The organism is Winogradskyella psychrotolerans (assembly GCF_018860545.1).
GTDB classification, from domain to species: Bacteria; Bacteroidota; Bacteroidia; order Flavobacteriales; family Flavobacteriaceae; genus Winogradskyella; species Winogradskyella psychrotolerans_A.
Map to the genome: position 1 here is coordinate 530,218 of NZ_JAHKPN010000011.1, position 20,802 is coordinate 551,019.

Consider the following 20,802-nt stretch of genomic DNA (forward strand, 5'->3'; position numbering starts at 1 on the left):
TTTTTTAATTCTCAACGGTGTCTTTATAATGCACTTGAAGCAATTGAGCCACCACGCTAATCGCAATTTCCTTTGGTGTATCTCCTCCAATGTCTAAACCTATTGGACACACCACATTTGTCATTCCTTCAGGAATATGCATCTCATTAATCAACATATTATTGAATCGCACTTTTTTTGTTTTGCTTCCTATTAGTCCTAAAAATTTAGTTTCGTTTTGTAATGCCATAGTTATCAAATCAAAATCGATGGCATGATTATGTGTCAATACTAAAACATAACAATTAGGTCCCCATTTTACAGCATCTTTAAAAGTTTTAAAATTGGTTTCATTGGTTTGATGCGTTGTAATACTTTCGTCTAATTCTAAGTTAGAAAACCAATCTTGTCGTGAATCTATAAGGTTTACTTTAAAAGGTGTATCGACTAATAATTTTGTGATTTCAACACCGATATGTCCTGCTCCAAATAAAAATAATTCTGGTGATTGATTCATAGGTTCTATAATAAATTCCACTTTTCCGCCACAACACTGTTCAAATTCGGGTCCTAAGGTATACGTAGATTCAATAATTCTATTTTCTTTTAAAGCAACGATAGCTTCGTCTATGGCTTTAAATTCAAGTTTCCCTCCTCCTACCGTCCCATGGATATCTTTACCCTCAGTCACGAGCATACGCGAACCCACCACACAAGGAGTTGATCCTAAACACTTGGTCACCGTTATAAAGGCAACAGGTATTTGCTTTTGTTTAAATTCAGAAAGTAATTCAATCCAGTTTTGCATTTCTAATAAAAAAGAGAATTTAAAAGTAAGGTTTTTTTGATATAAATGGTATTATCCTCTAAAACTAGAGTCAAACCTTTTAATAGCAATCAAACTTTTAAAATTTTCTGTAATCTTTACAATTTAACTTCGACTTAATCATTATATTGATTTTTCAAAATCAAATGAAATATTATGTCAAAACCATATTACGACGCTGCGGATTTACGCAAATTTGGAAAAATAACCGAATGGAGTGAAGAATTAGGAACAAAATTCTTCGATTATTACGGAAAAGTTTTTGAAGAAGGCGCCCTTACTGCTCGTGAAAAATCACTCATAGCTTTAGCAGTAGCGCATACAGAACAGTGTCCATATTGTATCGACGCTTATACAAAAGATACGCTTCAACGTGGGATTACTAAAGAACAAATGATGGAAGCCATACATGTTGGTGCAGCTATAAAAAGCGGAGCCACTTTAGTACATGGTGTACAAATGATGAATAAAGTGAACAAATTAGATGGGTAAAAGAAGCCCCTTTTAATTTCCCCAAAGGGGAAAAATCAGCACTCAATTAATGAGCAAGCATTCAAAACCCGAAATAGATTAATGGCGACAGCAACAAAATCACTAAAAAAACAAGGCAGCGACTTAGCGCAAAGTAATAGACAACTCGAAATACTTTCAAACGGTATCTTTAAAAGTGGTGAATTACCAACTTTCAAGGATAAAATTTCTGAAACAAGTCAATTTCCACTTAAGGCTAAAAAACTAGAAATTTTACAAATTAACGTTGGTTATATGTGTAACCAAGTTTGCGACCATTGCCATGTAGATGCTGGTCCGGACCGAAAAGAAATAATGACTAGAGATACCATGAGACAATGTCTTGAAGTCATAAAAAATTCAGGTGCGCACACGCTAGATTTAACTGGTGGGGCACCAGAAATGAATCCTGATTTTAGATGGTTTGTAGAAGAAGCTGCCAAAGCGGGAATTAAAGATTTCATCGTGCGTTCTAACTTGACCATTATTAGAGCCAACAAAAAATATTATGACTTGCCAGAATTCTTTAAAAAACACAATGTACATGTGGTAAGTTCTATGCCACACTGGACGCGTGGAAAAACAGATAAACAACGTGGTGATGGTGTTTTTGATAAATCTATTAAAGCGTTGCAAGAATTAAATGCTGTTGGTTACGGCATGCCAGGAAGCGATTTAAAACTAGATTTAGTTTACAATCCGTCAGGCGCTTTTTTACCAGGTGACCAAGCTGCTATGGAAAAGGATTTTAAAAAGGCCTTAATGGAAGATTTTGGAATTGAATTTCATAATCTATTTGCCATTACTAATTTACCAATTGCTAGATTCTTAGATTATTTAATCGCTTCAGAAAACTATGAAGATTATATGTATTCTTTGGTCGAAGCTTATAATCCGGCTGCTGTAGAAAATGTGATGTGTACCAATACTATTTCTATTAGTTGGGATGGTTATTTATTTGATTGTGATTTTAATCAGATGTTAGAGTTACCCGTAAATAGTAAATCAAGACACATATCTGAATTTAACGAAGAATTATTAGAAGGACGAAACATCGTTATTTCCCAACATTGCTATGGCTGTACTGCTGGTGCAGGAAGTAGCTGTCAAGGGGTTGTAGCTTAAACCAATTCCTGCGAAAGCAGGAATCTCAGATTAAAATAAATTAAAATTTCTGCTTTAGCAGGAATAACCAATGAATAACAAAACCGCCATATTAATCTTTGCAAATTCAGCAGAAAAACAATTGACGTCAAAATCAGTTGCTTCTTCTGACTTCTTTAATTTGCTTGATTCTGATACTGTAAAAACAGTAAAAAAAGCGGGTTTACCCTATTTTCATATTTCTGAAAAAGAACAAATAGGACATTCATTTGGCGAGCGTTTTACCAACGCTATTGAAACCGTTTTTAATAAAGGGTTTCAAAATGTGATTACACTTGGTAATGACATTCCCAACCTTACCGCTAATCTTATTTTAAAAGCTAAAGATAAATTAGAGAATTCAGATTATGTTTTAGGACCTTCAAGCGATGGAGGATTCTATTTAATGGGTTTCAAAAAAGCACATTTTAGTAAAACAGACATCCAAAATTTACCTTGGCAAACGTCTAAATTAAGACGTTGTTTACATCAAGAATTACAACAACAAAACGAAAGTGTTTCTTATTTAGAAACGCTAACAGATATTGATGACACTTCAGATATAGAATTGGTCTTAAAAAGTTTTAAATCTTTAGATTTCAATATTAGAAAACTGCTTTTAAAAATTCTAAAAAAATTAAAAACAATTGCAATAGTCGCCTCTGTTTTTCATGGTAGAACCGTTTTCAACAAACACTACAATAAAGGCTCACCTGCCTTACTTCATATTTAAAATTGGGTTTTAATGTCATTAAGACCTAAAGATTTTTTCAGCTAAATAATCTCACATTTTAAAAAATAGCCATGCTTGTGGTCTACATATGAAGCACATTTACTTATGCTTACTGTTATGCTTTTGCTTTTTCAGTAATGCCCAAATTACAATTACCGGAACAGTTACCGAAGCCAGTTCAAAAACACCTTTGCCCTTTGTTAATATCACATCTAATTCAGGACAAGGAACGACCTCAAGCGATGATGGCACCTACACAATACTAGTTGACTCAACTACAAACAAACTCACCTACTCATTTTTGGGCTATAAATCACAAACTATTGAAGTTGGAAATCAAACTATTATCAATATTCAATTGCAGGAAGATTCTGCTGCTTTAGATGAAGTCGTAATTACCGCATTAGGTTTAGAACGCGATACCAAAGAATTGGGTTATGCTGTGCAAGCCATTTCTTCTAAAAAACTAACGGAAGTAAAAACAGTCAATTTTTTAGACAATTTACAGGGTAAATTAGCTGGAGTTACGGTAACCCAGGGTGCCACAGGTGTTGGTTCGTCTTCCAAAATTACGATTCGAGGCGAAGCGTCCTTTTCTAACAACAATCCTTTATTTGTAGTTGATGGTGTGCCCATAAATAATGAAACGGTTTTTAATTTTACAAATGAAGCTGCTGCCGGATTTCAAGAAATTGATTTCGGAAATGGTGGTATGGAAGTGAATGCTGATGATATTGGTTCTGTTACCGTTTTAAAAGGGCCAAGTGCTGCAGCATTATATGGCACAAGAGCATCTAATGGTGTTATTGTTATTGAAACCAAAAACGGAAAAAACAAAAGAGGTTTAGGTATTAGTTTTAATTCCTCACTTTTTGTAGACAGTGCTTTTAGATTGCCCGATTTTCAAAATTCGTATGGTCAAGGTAATTCTGGTCAGTTTGAATATGGTGACGGTCTTGGTGGTGGTATCAATGATAATATCACCTATTCTTGGGGACCACGTTTAGATGCTGGACTTTTAATTCCACAATTTGACAGTCCTGTGCAATTATCAAATAGCACTTTTGTAAGAGGTGGAGATACTGCACTTTACGATGGTTTAGACATCACAGCAACACCTTTTAAATCGAATCCTGATAACTTGAAGGATTTTTATAAAACTGGTGTTACCACTATTAATAATATTTCAGTTTCTAATGGGTTCGATTCAGGTAATTATAGATTATCTTTTACCGATTTGAGAAGTGAATCTATTATTCCTGGCGTGAATTTAGACCGACAAACCATTGCTGCTAAATTAAACTTTCAACCAAGTGACAATACCGAAATTAATTCATCTTTCAGTTATATAAATTCTAATAGTGACAATAGACCTTCTAATGGTTACGGCAGTGAAAATGCCAATTATTCGCTTGTAGCTTGGGGACCACGTTCTTTAAATATTCAAAATTTAAAGGATTATTGGCAACCTGGATTAGAAGGCACACAGCAATACTCATTTAACTATACTTTTTTTGATAATCCGTATTTCATATTAAATGAAAACACAAATTCCTTTAATCGTGACCGTATTTTCGGTAATATTTCCATTACCCAAGACCTAACTAAAAATTTAAGTGTTTCTCTTAGAACAGGAATGGATTACAGTACCGAAACTAGACAATTACGAAGAGCATATAGCAGTAATCGTTTTAGTAATGGTGCATATGCCGAGCACGATGTCATGTTTAGAGAAGTGAATACCGATTTTTTAATCAACTATAAAAATCAGTTTAATAATATTTCTGTAGATGTGTTTTTAGGTGGAAATAGATTGAACCAAATCGCAACTACCAAACAATCACAAACGGTTAGTTTGGCACAACCCGGAATTTACAATTTAAACAATGCAGCTTCACCTATTGAAGTCTTTCAATTTGAAAGTGAAAAGCGTATCAATTCATTTTATGGTATTACAAAACTGGGCTATAAAGACTTTTTATTCTTAGATATTACAGGACGGAATGATTGGTCTAGTGCTTTAGCCACACCTTTTTCGGTAGATGGCACTTCGTTTTTCTACCCTTCTATCTCTTCGAGTTTTATACTATCTAATGTTCTGAAATTACCAACTGTCATATCTTTTGCAAAACTGAGAGCGAGTGTGGCACAAGTTGGAAACGACACAAGTGCTTACCAAACTTCTGGTGCTTTTGTATCACAAACACCATACAATAGCGAACCTACGTTTAGCGACCAAGATTTTATTCCTAACTCTAATTTAAAACCAGAACGTACCACCTCTTATGAGTTTGGTACAGATTTACGTTTTTTAGATAACAAATTACGATTAGATTTTTCGTATTACAATGCCAACACTGAAGACCAAATCATTTCGTTACCTGTGGCTATTTCTTCTGGTTACAGTCAGCAAGTGGTAAATGGCGGAAAAGTAAACACGCAAGGTATAGAAATTATTTTAGGCATTACACCAATACAAACGGATAATTTTAACTGGAATACCACGTTTAATTTCGCTACAAACCGTTCAGTGATTAAAGATTTACCACAATCTGATGGACGCCTAACACTCGCTTACAGTAGAATTTATGATAGTTCTAACCAAACCGTTTGGTTTCAAGTTGAAGAAGGTGGACGCGTTGGCGATTTTTACGGAACAGGCTATCAGAAAAATGAAAACGGACAATTTTTAATTGATGATAACGGGAATTACATTGCTGATGACAACTTAAAAAAGCTAGGAAATTACAATCCAGATTTCACATTGGGATGGAGTAACAATTTCAATTATAAAAATTGGAATATGAGTTTTTTATTCGATTGGAGACAAGGAGGCGAAGTCGTTTCTAGAACACGTGCTTTAGGAAATGTTGGTGGTCAATTAGCAGAAACTAGTTACCGACCAGATGCCGGAATTGTTGCACATGGTGTCAATGTAAATACTGGACAAGCAAATACCGTTGCGATTACTTCAGAAAGTTATTACCGACAATTTTACGATAGAAATCACGAAGAGAATAACGTTTATGACGCTTCCTTTTTGAAGTTACGCCAATTCGCTATTGGTTATACTTTTGACTTAAAAGATGGATTTTTAGGTTTAAAAGAAGGTGCTGACATTAGTCTTTCATTAGTTGGAAACAACTTATTTGCTTTCACTGAAAATCCGCATTTTGACCCAGAACAATTAGCCGTTCAAGGCAATGGATTTGTAAGTGGTGTTGAAGACATGAGTTATGCTACAGCACGAAGTATTGGTTTTAAAGCCGTATTTAATTTTTAAAAAAGTAACATGAAAAATTTCACATATATACTTTCGGTTTTATTTATTGCAACAACAATGAGTTGTACCAAAGATTTTGAAGACATCAATACCAATCCAAACCAACCAAGTTCAGTCCAACCGAGTTTGTTGCTAAGACAGGTTATTTACGATTTTGGAGAAAACATGAGTTACGAAGGCTTTGTTGCTGGTGATTTATTAGCACAACATAGAACCGCTTTAGATTTCAATTTATTTGATAGACATGCTTTAAAATCACCACAATTAGGAGGTAATCCTTGGCCTATTTTTTATACCAATTTGAGAGATAATGAAATTATCCTAAATCAAGCTAGAACAACAGAAACCTTTGCTGTTTACGAAGGTCCTGCATTAATTTTAAAAGCCTATATGGCTGCTGGTTTAACTGATTTATTTGGAGACGTTCCCTATTTTGAAGCGTTCAATGGTGTTGAAGGTACCGTAACACCAGCATACGATTCTCAAGAAGACATCTATCTTAATGAAAACGGTATATTAGATAATTTAGATAAAGGTATTGCTGCCATTGAAGCCTATACTGATGTGATTCCATTGGAAGGCGATATTTTATTTGATGGCAATTTAACCGCTTGGATAAAATTTGCGAATGCCTTAAAAATTAAACATTTGGTTCGTATTTCGGATAAAATAGATGTTTCTAGTGATTTACAACCCCTTTTTGATGAAGGCAACTATATCACTTCCAACAGTGAGAATGCCATTTTCAATTTTACAAATACAGACCCAAACAGTTTTAGATTGGCACAATTACGCATTGGTGATTTCAACAATTTTGTCTTATCCGAAACAATGGAAGATATTTTGATTGGCTTGAATGACACGAGACTTTCAAGTTTATTTCGTCCGTTTTCAAATTCAAATACTAATGAATTTAATGGTTTGCTAAATGGAATCGATGCTTCCACTACCTCTATTGCTTTAGCAGATTATTCTTTAGCAAGTGCGGCTTTCAGAGAAGATACTTCAACTTTAGATGCTAATTTTATCACAGCTTGGGAAGTACAATTCGCCTTAGCAGAAGCGGCTGCCAAAGGTATTATTTCCGCAGATGCACAGATGTTATACAACGCTGGAGTTACGTTAGCGTTTGAGTATTGGAACACGGAACTACCTACAGATTACCTTTCTGGTCCTGCAGCTTATAATGCTTTTGGGTCAAACCCAATAAAACAAATCTTAACACAGAAATGGATAGCCAATGTGATTAATGGCTATGAAAGTTGGATAGAGTACCGAAGAACAGGTTTCCCTGAATTACAAACAATTTCGGCTAGTTTAAACGACGATTTAATTCCGATAAGAATGCCTTATCCTGCAGAAGAAGCAGCTTTAAATTTTGAAAATTACAGTGTTGCTGCAACCGCAACAGACAACAATAGTATAAACGTGCCGGTTTGGTGGAACGAATAAACATAGATGGATATAATTAACTGGCAATGGACATTGATAATTGCATCGAGTGTACTACTCTTTCTATTATCACCATTAGCGAAAACTACAGACGAATTTTTTAAGGCGGTTCATAAGAAGAAAGCACCAAACGCTTTAGTGCTTACCGGAAGCCTTATTATTTCTTGGATTTTTGCCAAGAGCATTACCAATGCCGCAAATCTAGGCTTAAGCTTTGGTATTGTTGGTGGTGTTGCGTATGCTGGTTATTACCTATCCTTTGCTGTCGCTGGTTTATTGATTTACAAAATGCGCGTTATTGGCGGATTTAAAAGTATTCATCAATTTTTAACTACCAAATTTGGAAAAGGAGCTATGGCTTTGTTTTCAATTTTAATTGCTATTCGTTTATTTAATGAAGTCTGGAGTAATACCATGGTTATTGGTAGTTATTTTGGTGAAACAGGAAGTTCTAACTACTACAAAGCCATAATCGTTTTCACCTTATTGACATTAGCTTATGCGATAAAAGGCGGTTTGAGTAGTTCTATTTTTACTGATGTGATTCAGATGGTATTATTTAGTATTCTACTTATGGTAATTCTATGGAATATCTTTTCAATAGACACTTTTAGCGTCAATGATGTCGTCACTTCTGGGACTTGGAGTTTTGAGTTGGGTTTAAACTTATTTTTCGCAGCCATTATTCAATCCTTTAGTTATCCGTTTCACGACCCAGTTTTAACAGATAGAGCCTTTATTAGTTCACCCAAAGTAACTCGTAAAAGTTTTTTATGGGCGAGTTTATTAGGTGCCATTTGTATTATATTATTTAGTGTTATTGGAGTCTATGCACAAACACAAGGTTTTAAAGGTCAAGCAGCTGTAGAAGTTGGTAAAGCCTTTGGAGTGGTTATTTTATTAGTCATTAATTTTATAATGATAACCTCAGCCGCTTCCACTCTAGACTCAACATTTTCGTCCTTTTCAAAATTATTAGCGATTGATTTAGGTATGGTTAACGATTTAACCTTTGGAAGAGCATCCATGGCTGCCATAGCGATTTTAGGCACACTACCTGTTTTTCTTGAAGCAGAAATTTTATCCGCAACCACCATATCTGGAACTATGGTTATTGGGTTAACACCTGTATTTTTATTCTGGAATATTAAAGTTCCAAAACTGAGTTTTTATCTCAGTGTTATTACAGGACTAGTATTTGGATTTTTACTCGTTTTTGAGGTATTCCCAGAAGCCTTAATTTTTACAGAAGGCAAGTATGCCGATTTACTTTGGGTTAATATTTGGGGAATTTTAAGTTGTAATATTTTATATTTCATACCGAAATGGTTATCTAAAAAAATGAGCGATTCACTTGTGTAAAAATTGTTATGAATAAAAACGTCGTTGACATAGGAAAACTTACAGGTAAAGTACTACTCTTTGGTGGTGTGTACAGCAACCTTCAAGCCCTTGAAGCACTAATTGCCGTGGCAGAATCTGAAGGTATTCCGCCTGAAAATTGTATTTGCACTGGCGATATTGTTGGCTATTGCGCCCAACCCGAAGAAACCATGCAAACCTTTAAAAATTGGAATGCCCGAAGCATTGTTGGTAATGTAGAAATACAATTACGTGATGATGAAGACGATTGTGGCTGCGATTTTAGAGAAGGGTCGCGATGCGATGGTTTTTCGCAACAATGGTATCCGTATGCCAAGAGTAAATTATCTAAAGATTCTCTTAACTATCTTGAAACGATTCCAGACCATATAAAATTCACCATTGGGAATCAGAAGGTGACTGTCGTTCATGGTTCGTATTTTAATGTTTCAGAATTTATTTTTAAGTCAACACCTTGGGCTACTAAACAATCTAATTTTGAAGCTACCGAAAGTGATATCATTATTGCTGGGCATTGTGGTTTACCATTTTCACATGAACAAAACGATAAAATTTGGATAAATCCTGGTGTCATTGGTATGCCTGCCAATGATGGAAAACCCAATGTTTGGTTTGCAATTTTGGATGATTCTGTAAAACCCTTACAGGTGAATTTTCGTAAGTTAGAGTACAATCATACACTAGCAAATCAACTCATGTTAAATGGATTACTTCCAGAATCTTATGCCAAAACAATCGTTTCTGGTCTTTGGGACAATATGGAAATTTTACCTGAGACTGAAAAAAAACAGCAAGGACAACCTATAGAATTGTAAGGTTACCTTAATTAATAGCACTAAAAAGGCATGCATAAAATCTTTACATTATCATTTTTACTCTTAAGCTTTTTGGTAAATGGCCAAGAATCAATTGAAAAGTTGCTAAAGACACATAATAAAGAAAGCATTCCGTATATCTCTGTACAAGAATTGGCCATGCCAAAAACAGACGCTATTTTATTAGATTCAAGAGAACTAACTGAATATGAAACGAGTCATCTCAAAGACGCTATTCATGTTGGTTATGATAAGTTTAATATTGAAAACATTACCACGAGCATAACTGATAAATCGACCACAATTGTGGTGTATTGTTCCTTAGGAATTCGCTCTGAAGATATCGCAGAACAACTCGAAAAAGTAGGCTACACCAATGTCTATAATTTATTTGGTGGTATTTTTGAATGGAAGAACAAAGATTTCACGGTTTACGATATTGAAAATAAACCCACTGAAAATGTACATGCATTTTCAAAAGAATGGAGCCAATGGCTTATAAAAGGAAAGAAAATATATGACTGATACACTTGTAATTGTATTTGTAAAAAATATAAAATTAGGAACCGTAAAAACCAGACTCGCTAAAACTATTGGCGATTTTGGTGCCTTTGAAGTATATACCGAATTGGTTAAGATTACCGAAAAAGCAACTGAAGCTTTAAACATGGACAAACGCATTTATTTTTCTAATACTATAGTGGATTCACAATGGGAACATGATTTTAAAGCAGTGCAAAAAGGAGTTGATTTAGGTGAGCGTATGATGAACGCTTTTAAAGACGGTTTTGAATCTGGCTATAAAAAGATTGTCCTTATTGGTTCTGACTTACCAGATATAAATTCCACACAAATTAAAAATGGATTAGAGGCGTTAACTACCAATGAAGTCGTTTTTGGACCTGCCGAAGATGGTGGCTATTATTTGGTTGGCATGTCTAAATTGATTCCCGAAATTTTCATCAATAAACCATGGAGTCAACCCCATTTATTGCAGCTAACGTTACAAGAGTTACAGAGTAATACAATTTCAGTTAATACCTTAGACACGTTAAACGATATTGATACGTATGAAGATTTAATTGCTTCAGACTTTTATAAATCGAATTTAAAATTACAAGAAAAAATACAGCAACTCAATGATTAAACAGATAACAGAAAGCACCGAATATTTACAAAGTAAAGGTTTTGAAACCCCTGAAATCGGCATCATTTTAGGAACAGGATTAGGCCAGTTGATTGACGAATTAGACATCATTGCAGAAGCCAGTTACAATCACATTCCTAACTTCCCAACGGCTACTGTAGAATTTCATAAGGGCAAACTGATTTATGGAATGCTTGAAGGTAAAAAAGTTGTGGTAATGCAAGGTCGTTTTCATGTTTATGAGGGTTATACACTTCAAGACGTCACATTTCCTGTGCGGATTATGGAGAAGTTAGGCATCAAAACTTTATTGGTTTCTAATGCTTCTGGAGCTATTAATCTCGATTATAAAAAAGGCGAATTAATGCTTATAGACGACCATATTAATCTTCAAGGTGGTTCGCCATTAGCATTTAAAGGCGTTTCAGAATTAGGCGAGCGCTTTGCAGATATGAGTGCACCTTATGATGCAGACATCAACTCGAAATTTGAAAATATTGCTAAAGACCATAACATCACATTACATAAAGGTGTTTATGCGTCTGTTGTTGGTCCTCAGCTTGAAACACGAGCAGAATACCGCATGCTAAAAACGATTGGTGCAGATGCCGTTGGTATGAGTACAGTACCCGAAATTATTGTGGCTAATCATTTAAATTTAAAAGCAGCAGCGGTTTCTGTTTTAACGGATGAATGTAATCCAGACGACTTAAAACCTGTTGACATTTCTGAAATTATTGCTATGGCAGGAAAAGCGGAGCCGAATATGATTACACTTTTTAAGGAATTGATAAAAACACTTTAAAAGTTGTCAGTTCTCAGTTTGCAGTATTCAGTCTCACTGATACGCAACTTTAGACTGAAGACTTAAGATTAAAACATTGAAGACTGAAACAATGAGTTACCTAGAAGCAACAAACAATTTATACAAAGAAGCCGCATTGACACCTGATGTAGGCTTATGTTGTACTACAAATCCGATTTGGGAATTACCAGGTTTAAAAATTCCTAAAATCATGCAGGAAATGAATTACGGTTGTGGTTCTACAGTCCATGCACGCGATTTAACGAACAACCCAAAAATGCTTTATGTTGGTGTTGGAGGTGGCATGGAGTTATTACAATTCTCATATTTCAACAGACAAAAAGGTGGTGTAATTGGAATTGATGTAGTTGATGAAATGTTGGAAGCCTCTCGTAAAAATTTTAAAGAAGCTGAAGCACAAAACGATTGGTTTCATTCTGAATTTGTAGATCTTAAAAAAGGAGATGCTATGCATCTTCCGGTCGAAGATAATAGTATCGACGTGGCTGCGCAAAATTGTTTATTCAACATTTTTAAAGCGGATGATTTAAAAAAAGCGATTGCAGAAATGTATCGTGTTTTAAAACCTCATGGTCGTTTAGTAATGAGCGATCCTACTTGTGAGCAACCCATGAATGACGAATTAAGAAACGACGATCGTCTGAGAGCCCTTTGTTTAAGTGGAAGTTTACCAATTGCAGACTACGTAAAAGCATTAACGGATGCTGGTTTTGGTACTATTGAAATTAGAGCCCGAAAACCATATAGAATTCTTGATCCTAAAAATTACCCAACAGATCAATTGATCTATATCGAATCCATAGAAGTCGCAGCTATTAAAGATCCAATGCCAGAAGATGGACCATGTGTTTTTACAGGAAAAGCCGCCATTTATTATGGAGACGACGACTATTTTGATGATAACGCAGGACATATTTTATTAAAAAATCAGCCCTTAGCAATTTGCGATAAAACAGCTGGAGCATTACAAGCTATAGGTAGAGATGATATTTATTTCTCTGAATCTACGTTCCATTACGATGATGGAGGTTGTTGTTAGGCGATAATCGCCATTTAATTATTTAAGGACTTAGCAGGTTTTAAAAATCTAGCAAGTCTAAATGCATAAAAAGAGATTGCTGCCTTCGCAGGAATGAGAAATGGAAAAATACCTAGACATATTCACAAAATCATATTCCAATTACTGGAACTACCTGAAATATGAACTCATTGATCTTAACCATTGGGACAATTTTTTCTATGGCCTTATTATAATTTCAATTGCCGTATGGCTCTTAGAAATAGCGTTTCCATGGCGAAAAGAGCAAGCGCTTTTTAGAAAAGATTTCTGGTTAGACACCTTTTATATGTTCTTCAATTTCTTTCTTTTAAATCTCATTATACTCATTGCTTTGTCGAATACGGTTTCGGAAGTATTCAATGATATTTTAGGAGTTGTTGGCTTGTCACTTTCAAGTTTTCAACTTTTTGATGTGAAAACATTACCTAAATGGTTAGGCTTATTTATCCTTTTTATCGTGTCGGATTTTGTGCAGTGGAATACGCATCGGCTTTTACACCGTTTTGAATGGCTTTGGAATTTCCACAAAGTACACCACAGCATAAAAGAAATGGGATTTGCAGGGCATTTACGATATCACTGGATGGAACCTATTGTTTATAAAACCATATTATACGTTCCGCTTGCTATAATTGGCGGATTTGACGCGCAAGATGTGGCCATCGTCTATTTCTTTAATATTGCTATTGGCCATTTAAACCATGCGAATTTGGGCTGGGATTATGGAATTTTAAAATACATTTTCAACAATCCAAAGATGCACATTTGGCATCACGTTAAAGAATTACCGAAAGGAGAACGGTTTGGTGTGAATTTTGGAATCACCTTAAGCCTTTGGGATTATTTATTTAAAACCGATTACATTCCACATGATGGCAGAGATATTGAAATCGGTTTTGAGGATGATGAAAACTTCCCCAAAGATTTTATGAGTCAATCTGCATATCCTGCATTTCAACGCAAGCGGAAAACGAAATAATAAAAAATATATGACATATTTATCAGTATTAATTATCACTTTAATATTCACTTTGCCGTGTTGTGGATTGCAACAAGTAACTCAAAATCCAATTCATAAAACCGAAGTCGCAGATTCATTAGAATTTCGTCAACATCTTACAAAGAAAGAAGGTGATCTGCATACATTATTTGATGAATTATTACAAAAATATGTTTCTAAAAACGGTAATGTAGATTATGTTGGTTTCAAAATGTCTCATGGTCAGTTACTTGGATATATCAGCATCTTGAGTCAATTATACCCAAGGTTAGACGAAATTTCTAGAGAAGAAAAACTCGCCTATTGGATTAACGCTTACAATGCTTTAACCATAGATTTAATTCTAAGAAACTACCCAACAAAAAGCATTAAAGACATTAAAGATCCTTGGGATCAACGCTTATGGAAATTTGGTGATAACTGGCAAAATCTAAATGATATTGAGCATAAGATTCTTAGACACATGGATGAACCTAGAATACATTTCGCTATTGTTTGTGCGTCTATATCGTGTCCGAAATTGCAAAATGAAGCTTTTACTGCTTCAAACTTGGACGCACAATTAACCAAAGCCACAAAAGAATTTTTAGCGGATTCAACTAAAAACAAACTTTCAAAAGACGACATAAAAATCTCAAAAATATTTAAGTGGTTTAAAAAAGATTTTGAGCAAAATGGAAGTTTAATTGATTTTCTAAATCAATATTCAGACGTTACAATTTCAGATTCGGCTAAGAAAAGTTACACGGATTATAATTGGGGTTTGAATGATTAAAACTAAGACTTCAAGTTTTTCGTAGATACCAATATGATAAGTATTATTATTCCTGTTTTAAACGAAGCTGAACGTATTGGTGATGTATTGACGCATCTTTTTGAGAATTCTGATGCTGCTCATATTTCTGAAATTATTGTAGTGGATGGTGGAAGTACGGATGGGACTCAGGATATGGTTAAAAACTTTGTTACTTCAAGCGATTCTAAACAACGTGAAGAATTGTATCGAGAAGCTAATGGGAATGTTCTCGATACAAAATTTCAAAAAAATAATTTCACTCGAACTGACATACAACTCATTCATTCAGAAAAAGGCAGAGCAAAACAAATGAACCTTGGCGCAAAGCTTGCAACTGGAAATATTTTATATTTTCTTCATGCTGATTCTTTTCCTCCAAAACATTTTGATCAACTCATTATAGATGAAATAAATAAAGGGAATAAAGCAGGTTGCTTTAGAATGCAGTTTGACAGCAATCATTGGTGGCTGCGTTTAGCGAGTTGGTTCACTCAATTTTCTTGGCGTGCTTGCAGAGGTGGAGACCAAAGTCAGTTTATAACCAAAACACTGTTTAACGACATTGGTGGTTATGACGAAAATTATATCATTTATGAAGACAACATATTAATTAACGAGCTCTATGCGCGAAAAGAATATGTGGTTATCAATAAAAAAATTATTACCTCAGCACGACTCTATCGTAAACAAGGAGTTTGGACATTGCAGTATCACTTCTGGATGATATATGTAAAGAAATGGTTTGGTGCTTCGGCTGATGATTTGCTGGCTTATTATAAGAAGTATGTGTGTTAAATTGTTCTGCAAAGTTTTAAAAACCTTGTAGGATAAAGGCACTTATTAAGAGGTTTATTTATGTCTCAGCAAACTCAATGAAACCTACAAGGAGTCCTCGTACCTCGGAAACACCTTGCAGGTTTGACTATTTTTTGTTCCGGCCCAACTCATCAGGATACAAATCCATAAGCTTATCGCTTTGAAAAACTTCTTTTGTATCAATATCAATAGCCGATAATTTTCCTGTAAACGTTGCGCCTGTATCTACATCCCAGACGTTAGCAGCATGCATAGGCTTATCTTTACCAAAATTAATGGTAGGTGTATGACCAATATAAATTTCGGAATAATGCTTCAACCGGTTGGGATAAAGTTTAGAGTTTTTCTCTATTCGTTGATCCATCGTTAATGCCATTTCCCAGAGCGTCCTATCAAAATAGAAGTTTTCTTTGTGCAATTCGCGTTCCACACCATGCATAGACGTAAATCCGGCATGCACAAATAATCGATTTTCTGAATCCATATGATATAAAGGCATGCTTTCAAAAAAATCGAGATGCTCTAATTTCTCTTCCTTAGAAAATCCATCATAACTTTCTATGGTTTCTTTACCTCCATTTTTAAACCAAACATCATTCACGGTACCATAAGCCAACCACTGTTCGCACCAAATATCATGATTACCTTTAATGAAAATACATGTGTTTGTTTTAGATAAATCAATGAGATACTGAATGACTTGTGCCGCTTCACTCCAACCATCCACATAATCCCCTAAGAAGATTAATGCATCATCAGAACTCACATTTGCGCGTTCTACGACCTGAATTAAACCTCTTAACCCACCGTGAATATCTCCTATTGCTAACGTTCGCATATAATTTCGATTTTCATCAAAGCTAAAATTTAATTTTTAATTAAGACAGACTTAATTTGAATTCTTAATTTTTCTTAAAGTTGTTAAACTTTAGATAAAACTAACTTAATAAAACATTAAATCGGGTTTCTAAACTCTACAAATCTAATACTTTGGCTGTCAATCAACCAACCCATACATCATCATGCAAATCAATCAAATCATCATTGCACTTGCGCTAATATTAGCGTCGCAATCTTACGGACAGCAAACCTTTTCTTCAACTTTACTAGATGCAAAAACAGAGTTACCCATCCCTTTTGCAACCATTCAGTTTAATTCTAAAACTGGAGTCATAAGTAATGATAATGGAGAGTTTAACATCAGTATTAATCGTGCTGTAAAAGCAACCGACTCATTAATGATAAGTTGTTTGGGATATGAAGAAAAACGCGTGCCCCTTTTAAATTTTAACTATTCCACGATTTATTTAACCTCAAAAACCTTCGATCTATCTGAAGTATTAGTGACTAATAAAACCTACACGATAGACGAAATCCTAGATAAAATAAAAGCAGGATTGGCCGTTAATTACAATTACAGTTACAATAAACGAAAACTGTTTTACCGGACATCTTACTACACAGCTATGGATAAATATGATGTTAATATAGAAACATCAACAATTCCCGAATTTAATCAGCAATTTATAGATAGCTTACTTCAGATTATGCCTAAAGAGAACAGTAATCATACTGAAATATTAGGTGAACTCTATGGTGAAATAGAAGCTGAATCGTTTCAAAAAATGGACATCCTTAAGGCCTGTCGTTTATATGATAAATCAAAGGATATTAACTTAGATAACTACGAAAAACGGTTCAACGAAATTTTCAGAAAGTATGTAAAACGCGATTCGTATTTTAAAATTAAATCGGGTTGGTTTAGTGTAAAAGAAGAGATGGATTCTTCGCTATTTGGAGATGACAATGAGAAAGAAGCAGCCGCAACTGATGCTATATTGGCGGAACAAAAGAAAAAAGATTCCATTCGGAAAATCGGTTTTTTACATTGGAAAAAGATGATGATTCATAATTTTGAAAACAATAATTTTATAGATGAGGACAATGACCTCAACTTTATACATAAATCACGACGCTATGACTTTGAAATAGCAGATTATGCGTATATCAATGATATGTTTGTGTATGTGATTCCTTTTAAACCAAAACGAAATGAGGATTTTGCTGGTACTATGTATGTCAACACAGAAGATTTCGCCGTGATACGAGTTGATTATAAAAATGTAAATCCACTTAGTAAGTTTTCTTTACTTGGCATTTCGATGCGGAAATACTTAAAAGAAGGCACTATAATCTTTCAGAAAAATGACAATGACAAATACACTTTAAAATACAGAGATGAAACTTTAGGGCAACAAGTAGGAATAAAGCGTCCTTTTAAAATTGTTGAAAAGAATAAAAATGTAAAAGGCCGACGTAAACAAAATGAACTCAAAGGTGATATTCATTTTATCGTTAAAAACATTGAAAAAACGGAACTCATCGTTTTTGAAACTAATGCTATTTCTGAATCTGATTTTAATACCTTTAAAGAAAAAGCATATGTTACACCAACCCAACTCAATCAATACGATCCTGAGTTTTGGAAAGGTTATAATATTATAGAACCTAATAAAGCGATTAAGGATTTTAAGGTGCTAGAAAGTGAGGACTAAATCAATATGCATGTAACCATTTTTCTAAAAAAGCATCCTTGTAGTCGCTTCAAAAGGACAGTTTGAATCACACTATTCTTGATAACGTACTTTAATAATTTGCTCCACAGGTTTATTTTGTGGAGTAAATTGATTGTCTTTCATACCACCAGCGTCATGGTGTTTTATAAACCATTTCCATAAGTAACCACCTGCAAACCACTCTTCATCCCAAACAGCCTCAAACAAAGCCTGCGTAGCATTACTTTGAGCTTCTAGATTTACAGACGTCATAGAACGATCGTATCGCCAAGGTTCTTTTCCTGAATAATCAACACTGCGGTAGCCAAATTCTGTGAATACAATTGGTCGGTTTAATTTTTCTGAAAATTCCTTTAAGCCCATTTTATGTTTTTCCCATCCTTTTAAACAATCTTCTATCGAAGGGGTTTGCATATCGCTCACCGGGAAATAAGCATCGATACCTATATAATCTAATTCAGCCCAAAAAGGTGTTCTCCAAAATTCGTCCCAATTGGCTGCGTAAGTTAATTTCCCAGTATAAACCGATCTGATACTTTTAATAAGTTGATGCCAATACTCTGGCCTGTTTTTAACGAATGTTTCAAGTTCGGTACCAATGCAGAATACTTCCACGTTTAATTCTTCAGCTAATTCGGCATATTCCAATATAAAATTAGAGTACGAGGTCTCAAAAACCTTCCAATCGGCTTCCGAATTCATTTCTAATAAGCCCGTAAACACACCATGACTAACCCATATTTGCGGTTTTATCATCACTTCAATATGCTCTTTGTGTAACGCTTCTATGTACTGTTTGGCACCAGCTCTAGTTTCCCCAAACCACTGACGATCGGTGTTATGTATAATTTCAGGATGATTTATATCTCTTATAAATCCAAAAGGCATTATGGCAGCAGCATTGGCATTTACATTCACCACAGGTTTGGTATGTGTACTATCAATAGCGTGTCTAGACGCCACAAAACTGACACCATTTATTTTTAAAGGCTTGTATTTTGCCGCTGAACAACTTATAAAAAAGACGCTAAAAAGGATGTAAAAAAGAGTTCGCATACTGTAAAATTATGCCTAAATTTAAAGAAATTCGGCTTTTTGAATAAGGTTTTAACAAAAGCTTCGACCTATAGCCTATTAATAACAACTTTTTAATGGAACATATTGTAATTATTGGCAACGGCATTTCTGGTGTTACGCTCGCAAGACATATCAGAAAATTATCAGACAAAAAAATAACGATCGTCTCTGCCGAAACCGATTATTTCTTCTCACGTACCGCCTTAATGTATGTGTATATGGGTCATATGAAGTTTGAACACACACAACCTTACGAAAACTGGTTCTGGAAAAAGAATAGAATAGAACTCAAAAAAGGGTATGTAAAACAAGTTGAAACCGCTAGCAAAACACTTCATTTTGCTGAAGGAGATACGCTTCAATTCGATAAATTAATTATTGCCACCGGAAGTAAACCGAATAAATTTGGTTGGCCAGGGCAAGATTTAAATGGAGTTATGGGTATGTATCATAAACAAGATTTAGAGGCTCTTGAAACCTATGCACCTAACAAAGACGTGTGTAAACGCGCTGTAATTGTTGGTGGTGGATTAATCGGCATTGAATTAGCAGAAATGTTGAATTCTAGAAGTATTCCTGTAACGTTTTTGGTTCGTGAATCTAGTTTTTGGAATGGTGTTTTACCACAAGGTGAAAGTGAAATGATTAATAGACATATCAAAAATCATCATATCGATTTACGATTATCTACCAACTTAAAAGAAATAAAGTCGGATGACAACGGAAACGTCAAATCTGTAATCATTGAAGAAACAGGTGAAGAACTCGACTGCAATGTGGTTGGATTAACCGCAGGAGTGACTCCGAATATAGATTTTTTAAAAAATTCTGAAATTGAATTAGGACGTGGAGTGAAAGTGAATCGGTATTTAGAAACGAACATCCCAGATATTTATGCTATTGGTGATTGTGCCGAGCAGCATGAAGCCATTGGCAACCGACGCCCTATTGAAGCCGTTTGGTACACAGGTCGTATGATGGGTGAAACTTTAGCACAAACCATTTGCGGAAATAAAATGGCATACAACCCAGGCCATTGGTTTAATTCTGCTAAATTTTTAGATATCGAATATCAAACTTATGGTTGGGTATTTGGCGAACGCGGACGACCAGAATACGAAAAACATTTCCATTGGAAACATGAAGACGACACCAAGTGTATTACCGTTGCGTTTCATAAAGACACCAATGAGTTTTTAGGAATAAATACTTTCGGAATTAGAATGCGCCATGAAGTTTTTGACCGATGGCTCACCGAAAAACGGGACATAGATTATGTAATGCATCATCTAAGCGAAGCTAATTTTGATCCTGAGTTTTATTCAAGATTTGAAAACGAAATTTTAAAAGCCTACACTAACCAATTACAAACTGCATAAT

Annotated in this window: 19 protein-coding genes; 16 read left to right on the top strand and 3 right to left on the bottom strand. The window is 34.8% G+C overall.

What is annotated here, in order from left to right; all coding sequences use genetic code 11:
* Positions 1–4 precede the first annotated feature (4 nt).
* A complete protein-coding gene (gene xdhC, locus KO515_RS05670) occupies positions 5–787 on the bottom strand; it encodes a xanthine dehydrogenase accessory protein XdhC (protein ID WP_215935400.1) in 783 nt (260 codons plus the stop codon).
* 174 nt (positions 788–961) lie between these two features.
* Here xdhC and KO515_RS05675 point away from each other — a divergent pair, with 174 nt between their 5' ends.
* From KO515_RS05675 to KO515_RS05740, 14 genes are all read left to right on the top strand, one after another.
* Positions 962–1,297, top strand: a complete 336-nt coding sequence (locus tag KO515_RS05675; protein WP_020895861.1) for an arsenosugar biosynthesis-associated peroxidase-like protein — start codon at positions 962–964, stop codon at positions 1,295–1,297.
* A gap of 81 nt (positions 1,298–1,378) precedes the next feature.
* Positions 1,379–2,440: an arsenosugar biosynthesis radical SAM (seleno)protein ArsS gene (arsS, locus tag KO515_RS05680; RefSeq protein WP_215935401.1), complete on the top strand. Its 1,062-nt coding sequence runs from the start codon at positions 1,379–1,381 to the stop codon at positions 2,438–2,440.
* 70 nt (positions 2,441–2,510) lie between these two features.
* On the top strand, positions 2,511–3,191 hold the full coding sequence (locus KO515_RS05685) for a TIGR04282 family arsenosugar biosynthesis glycosyltransferase (RefSeq protein ID WP_215935402.1): 681 nt from the start codon (positions 2,511–2,513) through the stop codon (positions 3,189–3,191).
* An 88-nt stretch (positions 3,192–3,279) separates the two neighbouring features.
* Positions 3,280–6,474 (top strand): SusC/RagA family TonB-linked outer membrane protein, encoded by a 3,195-nt coding sequence (locus KO515_RS05690; RefSeq protein ID WP_215935403.1) that lies wholly within the window; start codon positions 3,280–3,282, stop codon positions 6,472–6,474.
* A gap of 9 nt (positions 6,475–6,483) precedes the next feature.
* Entirely contained in the window at positions 6,484–7,926 is a 1,443-nt protein-coding gene (locus tag KO515_RS05695; RefSeq protein ID WP_215935404.1) for a SusD/RagB family nutrient-binding outer membrane lipoprotein, read from the top strand.
* 6 nt (positions 7,927–7,932) lie between these two features.
* Entirely contained in the window at positions 7,933–9,288 is a 1,356-nt protein-coding gene (locus KO515_RS05700; RefSeq protein ID WP_215935405.1) for a sodium:solute symporter family transporter, read from the top strand.
* 8 nt (positions 9,289–9,296) lie between these two features.
* Positions 9,297–10,124: a metallophosphoesterase family protein gene (locus KO515_RS05705; protein ID WP_215935406.1), complete on the top strand. Its 828-nt coding sequence runs from the start codon at positions 9,297–9,299 to the stop codon at positions 10,122–10,124.
* Between the two features lie 30 nt (positions 10,125–10,154).
* Positions 10,155–10,649, top strand: coding sequence for a rhodanese-like domain-containing protein (locus KO515_RS05710; RefSeq protein ID WP_215935407.1), 495 nt, complete (start codon positions 10,155–10,157; stop codon positions 10,647–10,649).
* Entirely contained in the window at positions 10,642–11,271 is a 630-nt protein-coding gene (locus KO515_RS05715) for a TIGR04282 family arsenosugar biosynthesis glycosyltransferase (protein WP_215935408.1), read from the top strand. The genes KO515_RS05710 and KO515_RS05715 overlap by 8 nt, the downstream gene beginning before the upstream one ends.
* Positions 11,264–12,076, top strand: coding sequence for a purine-nucleoside phosphorylase (locus tag KO515_RS05720; protein WP_215935409.1), 813 nt, complete (start codon positions 11,264–11,266; stop codon positions 12,074–12,076). Before KO515_RS05715 ends, KO515_RS05720 begins: the two co-directional genes overlap by 8 nt.
* A 91-nt stretch (positions 12,077–12,167) precedes the next feature.
* Positions 12,168–13,136 carry an arsenosugar biosynthesis arsenite methyltransferase ArsM gene (gene arsM / locus KO515_RS05725; RefSeq protein WP_215935410.1) on the top strand — a complete coding sequence of 323 codons (969 nt, stop codon included), beginning with the start codon at positions 12,168–12,170 and terminating at the stop codon, positions 13,134–13,136.
* A gap of 100 nt (positions 13,137–13,236) precedes the next feature.
* Positions 13,237–14,136 (top strand): sterol desaturase family protein, encoded by a 900-nt coding sequence (locus KO515_RS05730; protein ID WP_215935411.1) that lies wholly within the window; start codon positions 13,237–13,239, stop codon positions 14,134–14,136.
* A gap of 10 nt (positions 14,137–14,146) precedes the next feature.
* Positions 14,147–14,932: a DUF547 domain-containing protein gene (locus KO515_RS05735; protein ID WP_215935412.1), complete on the top strand. Its 786-nt coding sequence runs from the start codon at positions 14,147–14,149 to the stop codon at positions 14,930–14,932.
* A 33-nt stretch (positions 14,933–14,965) separates the two neighbouring features.
* The gene (locus KO515_RS05740) at positions 14,966–15,748 is read left to right on the top strand and encodes a TIGR04283 family arsenosugar biosynthesis glycosyltransferase (RefSeq protein ID WP_215935413.1); all 783 of its coding nucleotides are present in this window, start codon (positions 14,966–14,968) and stop codon (positions 15,746–15,748) included.
* Between the two features lie 127 nt (positions 15,749–15,875).
* Here the strand turns inward: KO515_RS05740 and KO515_RS05745 are convergent, their stop codons facing one another.
* Positions 15,876–16,607, bottom strand: a complete 732-nt coding sequence (locus KO515_RS05745; protein WP_215935414.1) for a metallophosphoesterase family protein — start codon at positions 16,605–16,607, stop codon at positions 15,876–15,878.
* Between the two features lie 184 nt (positions 16,608–16,791).
* Here KO515_RS05745 and KO515_RS05750 point away from each other — a divergent pair, with 184 nt between their 5' ends.
* Complete coding sequence (locus tag KO515_RS05750; RefSeq protein WP_215935415.1) at positions 16,792–18,324, top strand: carboxypeptidase-like regulatory domain-containing protein; 1,533 nt, start codon at positions 16,792–16,794, stop codon at positions 18,322–18,324.
* A gap of 72 nt (positions 18,325–18,396) precedes the next feature.
* Here KO515_RS05750 and KO515_RS05755 read toward each other — a convergent pair whose 3' ends face one another.
* Positions 18,397–19,401: a glycoside hydrolase family 113 gene (locus KO515_RS05755; protein ID WP_215935416.1), complete on the bottom strand. Its 1,005-nt coding sequence runs from the start codon at positions 19,399–19,401 to the stop codon at positions 18,397–18,399.
* 95 nt (positions 19,402–19,496) lie between these two features.
* On the opposite strand from KO515_RS05755, the gene KO515_RS05760 reads away from it, so the two are divergent.
* Positions 19,497–20,801 carry an NAD(P)/FAD-dependent oxidoreductase gene (locus KO515_RS05760; protein ID WP_215935417.1) on the top strand — a complete coding sequence of 435 codons (1,305 nt, stop codon included), beginning with the start codon at positions 19,497–19,499 and terminating at the stop codon, positions 20,799–20,801.
* The last annotated feature ends 1 nt before the right edge of the window (position 20,802 follow it).

Coding starts and splice junctions, on each gene's coding strand:
- KO515_RS05675 (WP_020895861.1), top strand. CDS start 962: ATGTCAAAACCATATTACGACGCTGCGGATTTACGCAAATTTGGAAAA.
- KO515_RS05695 (WP_215935404.1), top strand. CDS start 6,484: ATGAAAAATTTCACATATATACTTTCGGTTTTATTTATTGCAACAACA.
- KO515_RS05730 (WP_215935411.1), top strand. CDS start 13,237: ATGGAAAAATACCTAGACATATTCACAAAATCATATTCCAATTACTGG.
- arsS (WP_215935401.1), top strand. CDS start 1,379: ATGGCGACAGCAACAAAATCACTAAAAAAACAAGGCAGCGACTTAGCG.
- KO515_RS05735 (WP_215935412.1), top strand. CDS start 14,147: ATGACATATTTATCAGTATTAATTATCACTTTAATATTCACTTTGCCG.
- KO515_RS05705 (WP_215935406.1), top strand. CDS start 9,297: ATGAATAAAAACGTCGTTGACATAGGAAAACTTACAGGTAAAGTACTA.
- KO515_RS05750 (WP_215935415.1), top strand. CDS start 16,792: ATGCAAATCAATCAAATCATCATTGCACTTGCGCTAATATTAGCGTCG.
- KO515_RS05740 (WP_215935413.1), top strand. CDS start 14,966: ATGATAAGTATTATTATTCCTGTTTTAAACGAAGCTGAACGTATTGGT.
- arsM (WP_215935410.1), top strand. CDS start 12,168: ATGAGTTACCTAGAAGCAACAAACAATTTATACAAAGAAGCCGCATTG.
- KO515_RS05700 (WP_215935405.1), top strand. CDS start 7,933: ATGGATATAATTAACTGGCAATGGACATTGATAATTGCATCGAGTGTA.
- KO515_RS05760 (WP_215935417.1), top strand. CDS start 19,497: ATGGAACATATTGTAATTATTGGCAACGGCATTTCTGGTGTTACGCTC.
- KO515_RS05755 (WP_215935416.1), bottom strand. CDS start 19,401: ATGCGAACTCTTTTTTACATCCTTTTTAGCGTCTTTTTTATAAGTTGT.
- KO515_RS05685 (WP_215935402.1), top strand. CDS start 2,511: ATGAATAACAAAACCGCCATATTAATCTTTGCAAATTCAGCAGAAAAA.
- KO515_RS05715 (WP_215935408.1), top strand. CDS start 10,642: ATGACTGATACACTTGTAATTGTATTTGTAAAAAATATAAAATTAGGA.
- KO515_RS05720 (WP_215935409.1), top strand. CDS start 11,264: ATGATTAAACAGATAACAGAAAGCACCGAATATTTACAAAGTAAAGGT.
- KO515_RS05710 (WP_215935407.1), top strand. CDS start 10,155: ATGCATAAAATCTTTACATTATCATTTTTACTCTTAAGCTTTTTGGTA.
- KO515_RS05690 (WP_215935403.1), top strand. CDS start 3,280: ATGAAGCACATTTACTTATGCTTACTGTTATGCTTTTGCTTTTTCAGT.
- KO515_RS05745 (WP_215935414.1), bottom strand. CDS start 16,607: ATGCGAACGTTAGCAATAGGAGATATTCACGGTGGGTTAAGAGGTTTA.
- xdhC (WP_215935400.1), bottom strand. CDS start 787: ATGCAAAACTGGATTGAATTACTTTCTGAATTTAAACAAAAGCAAATA.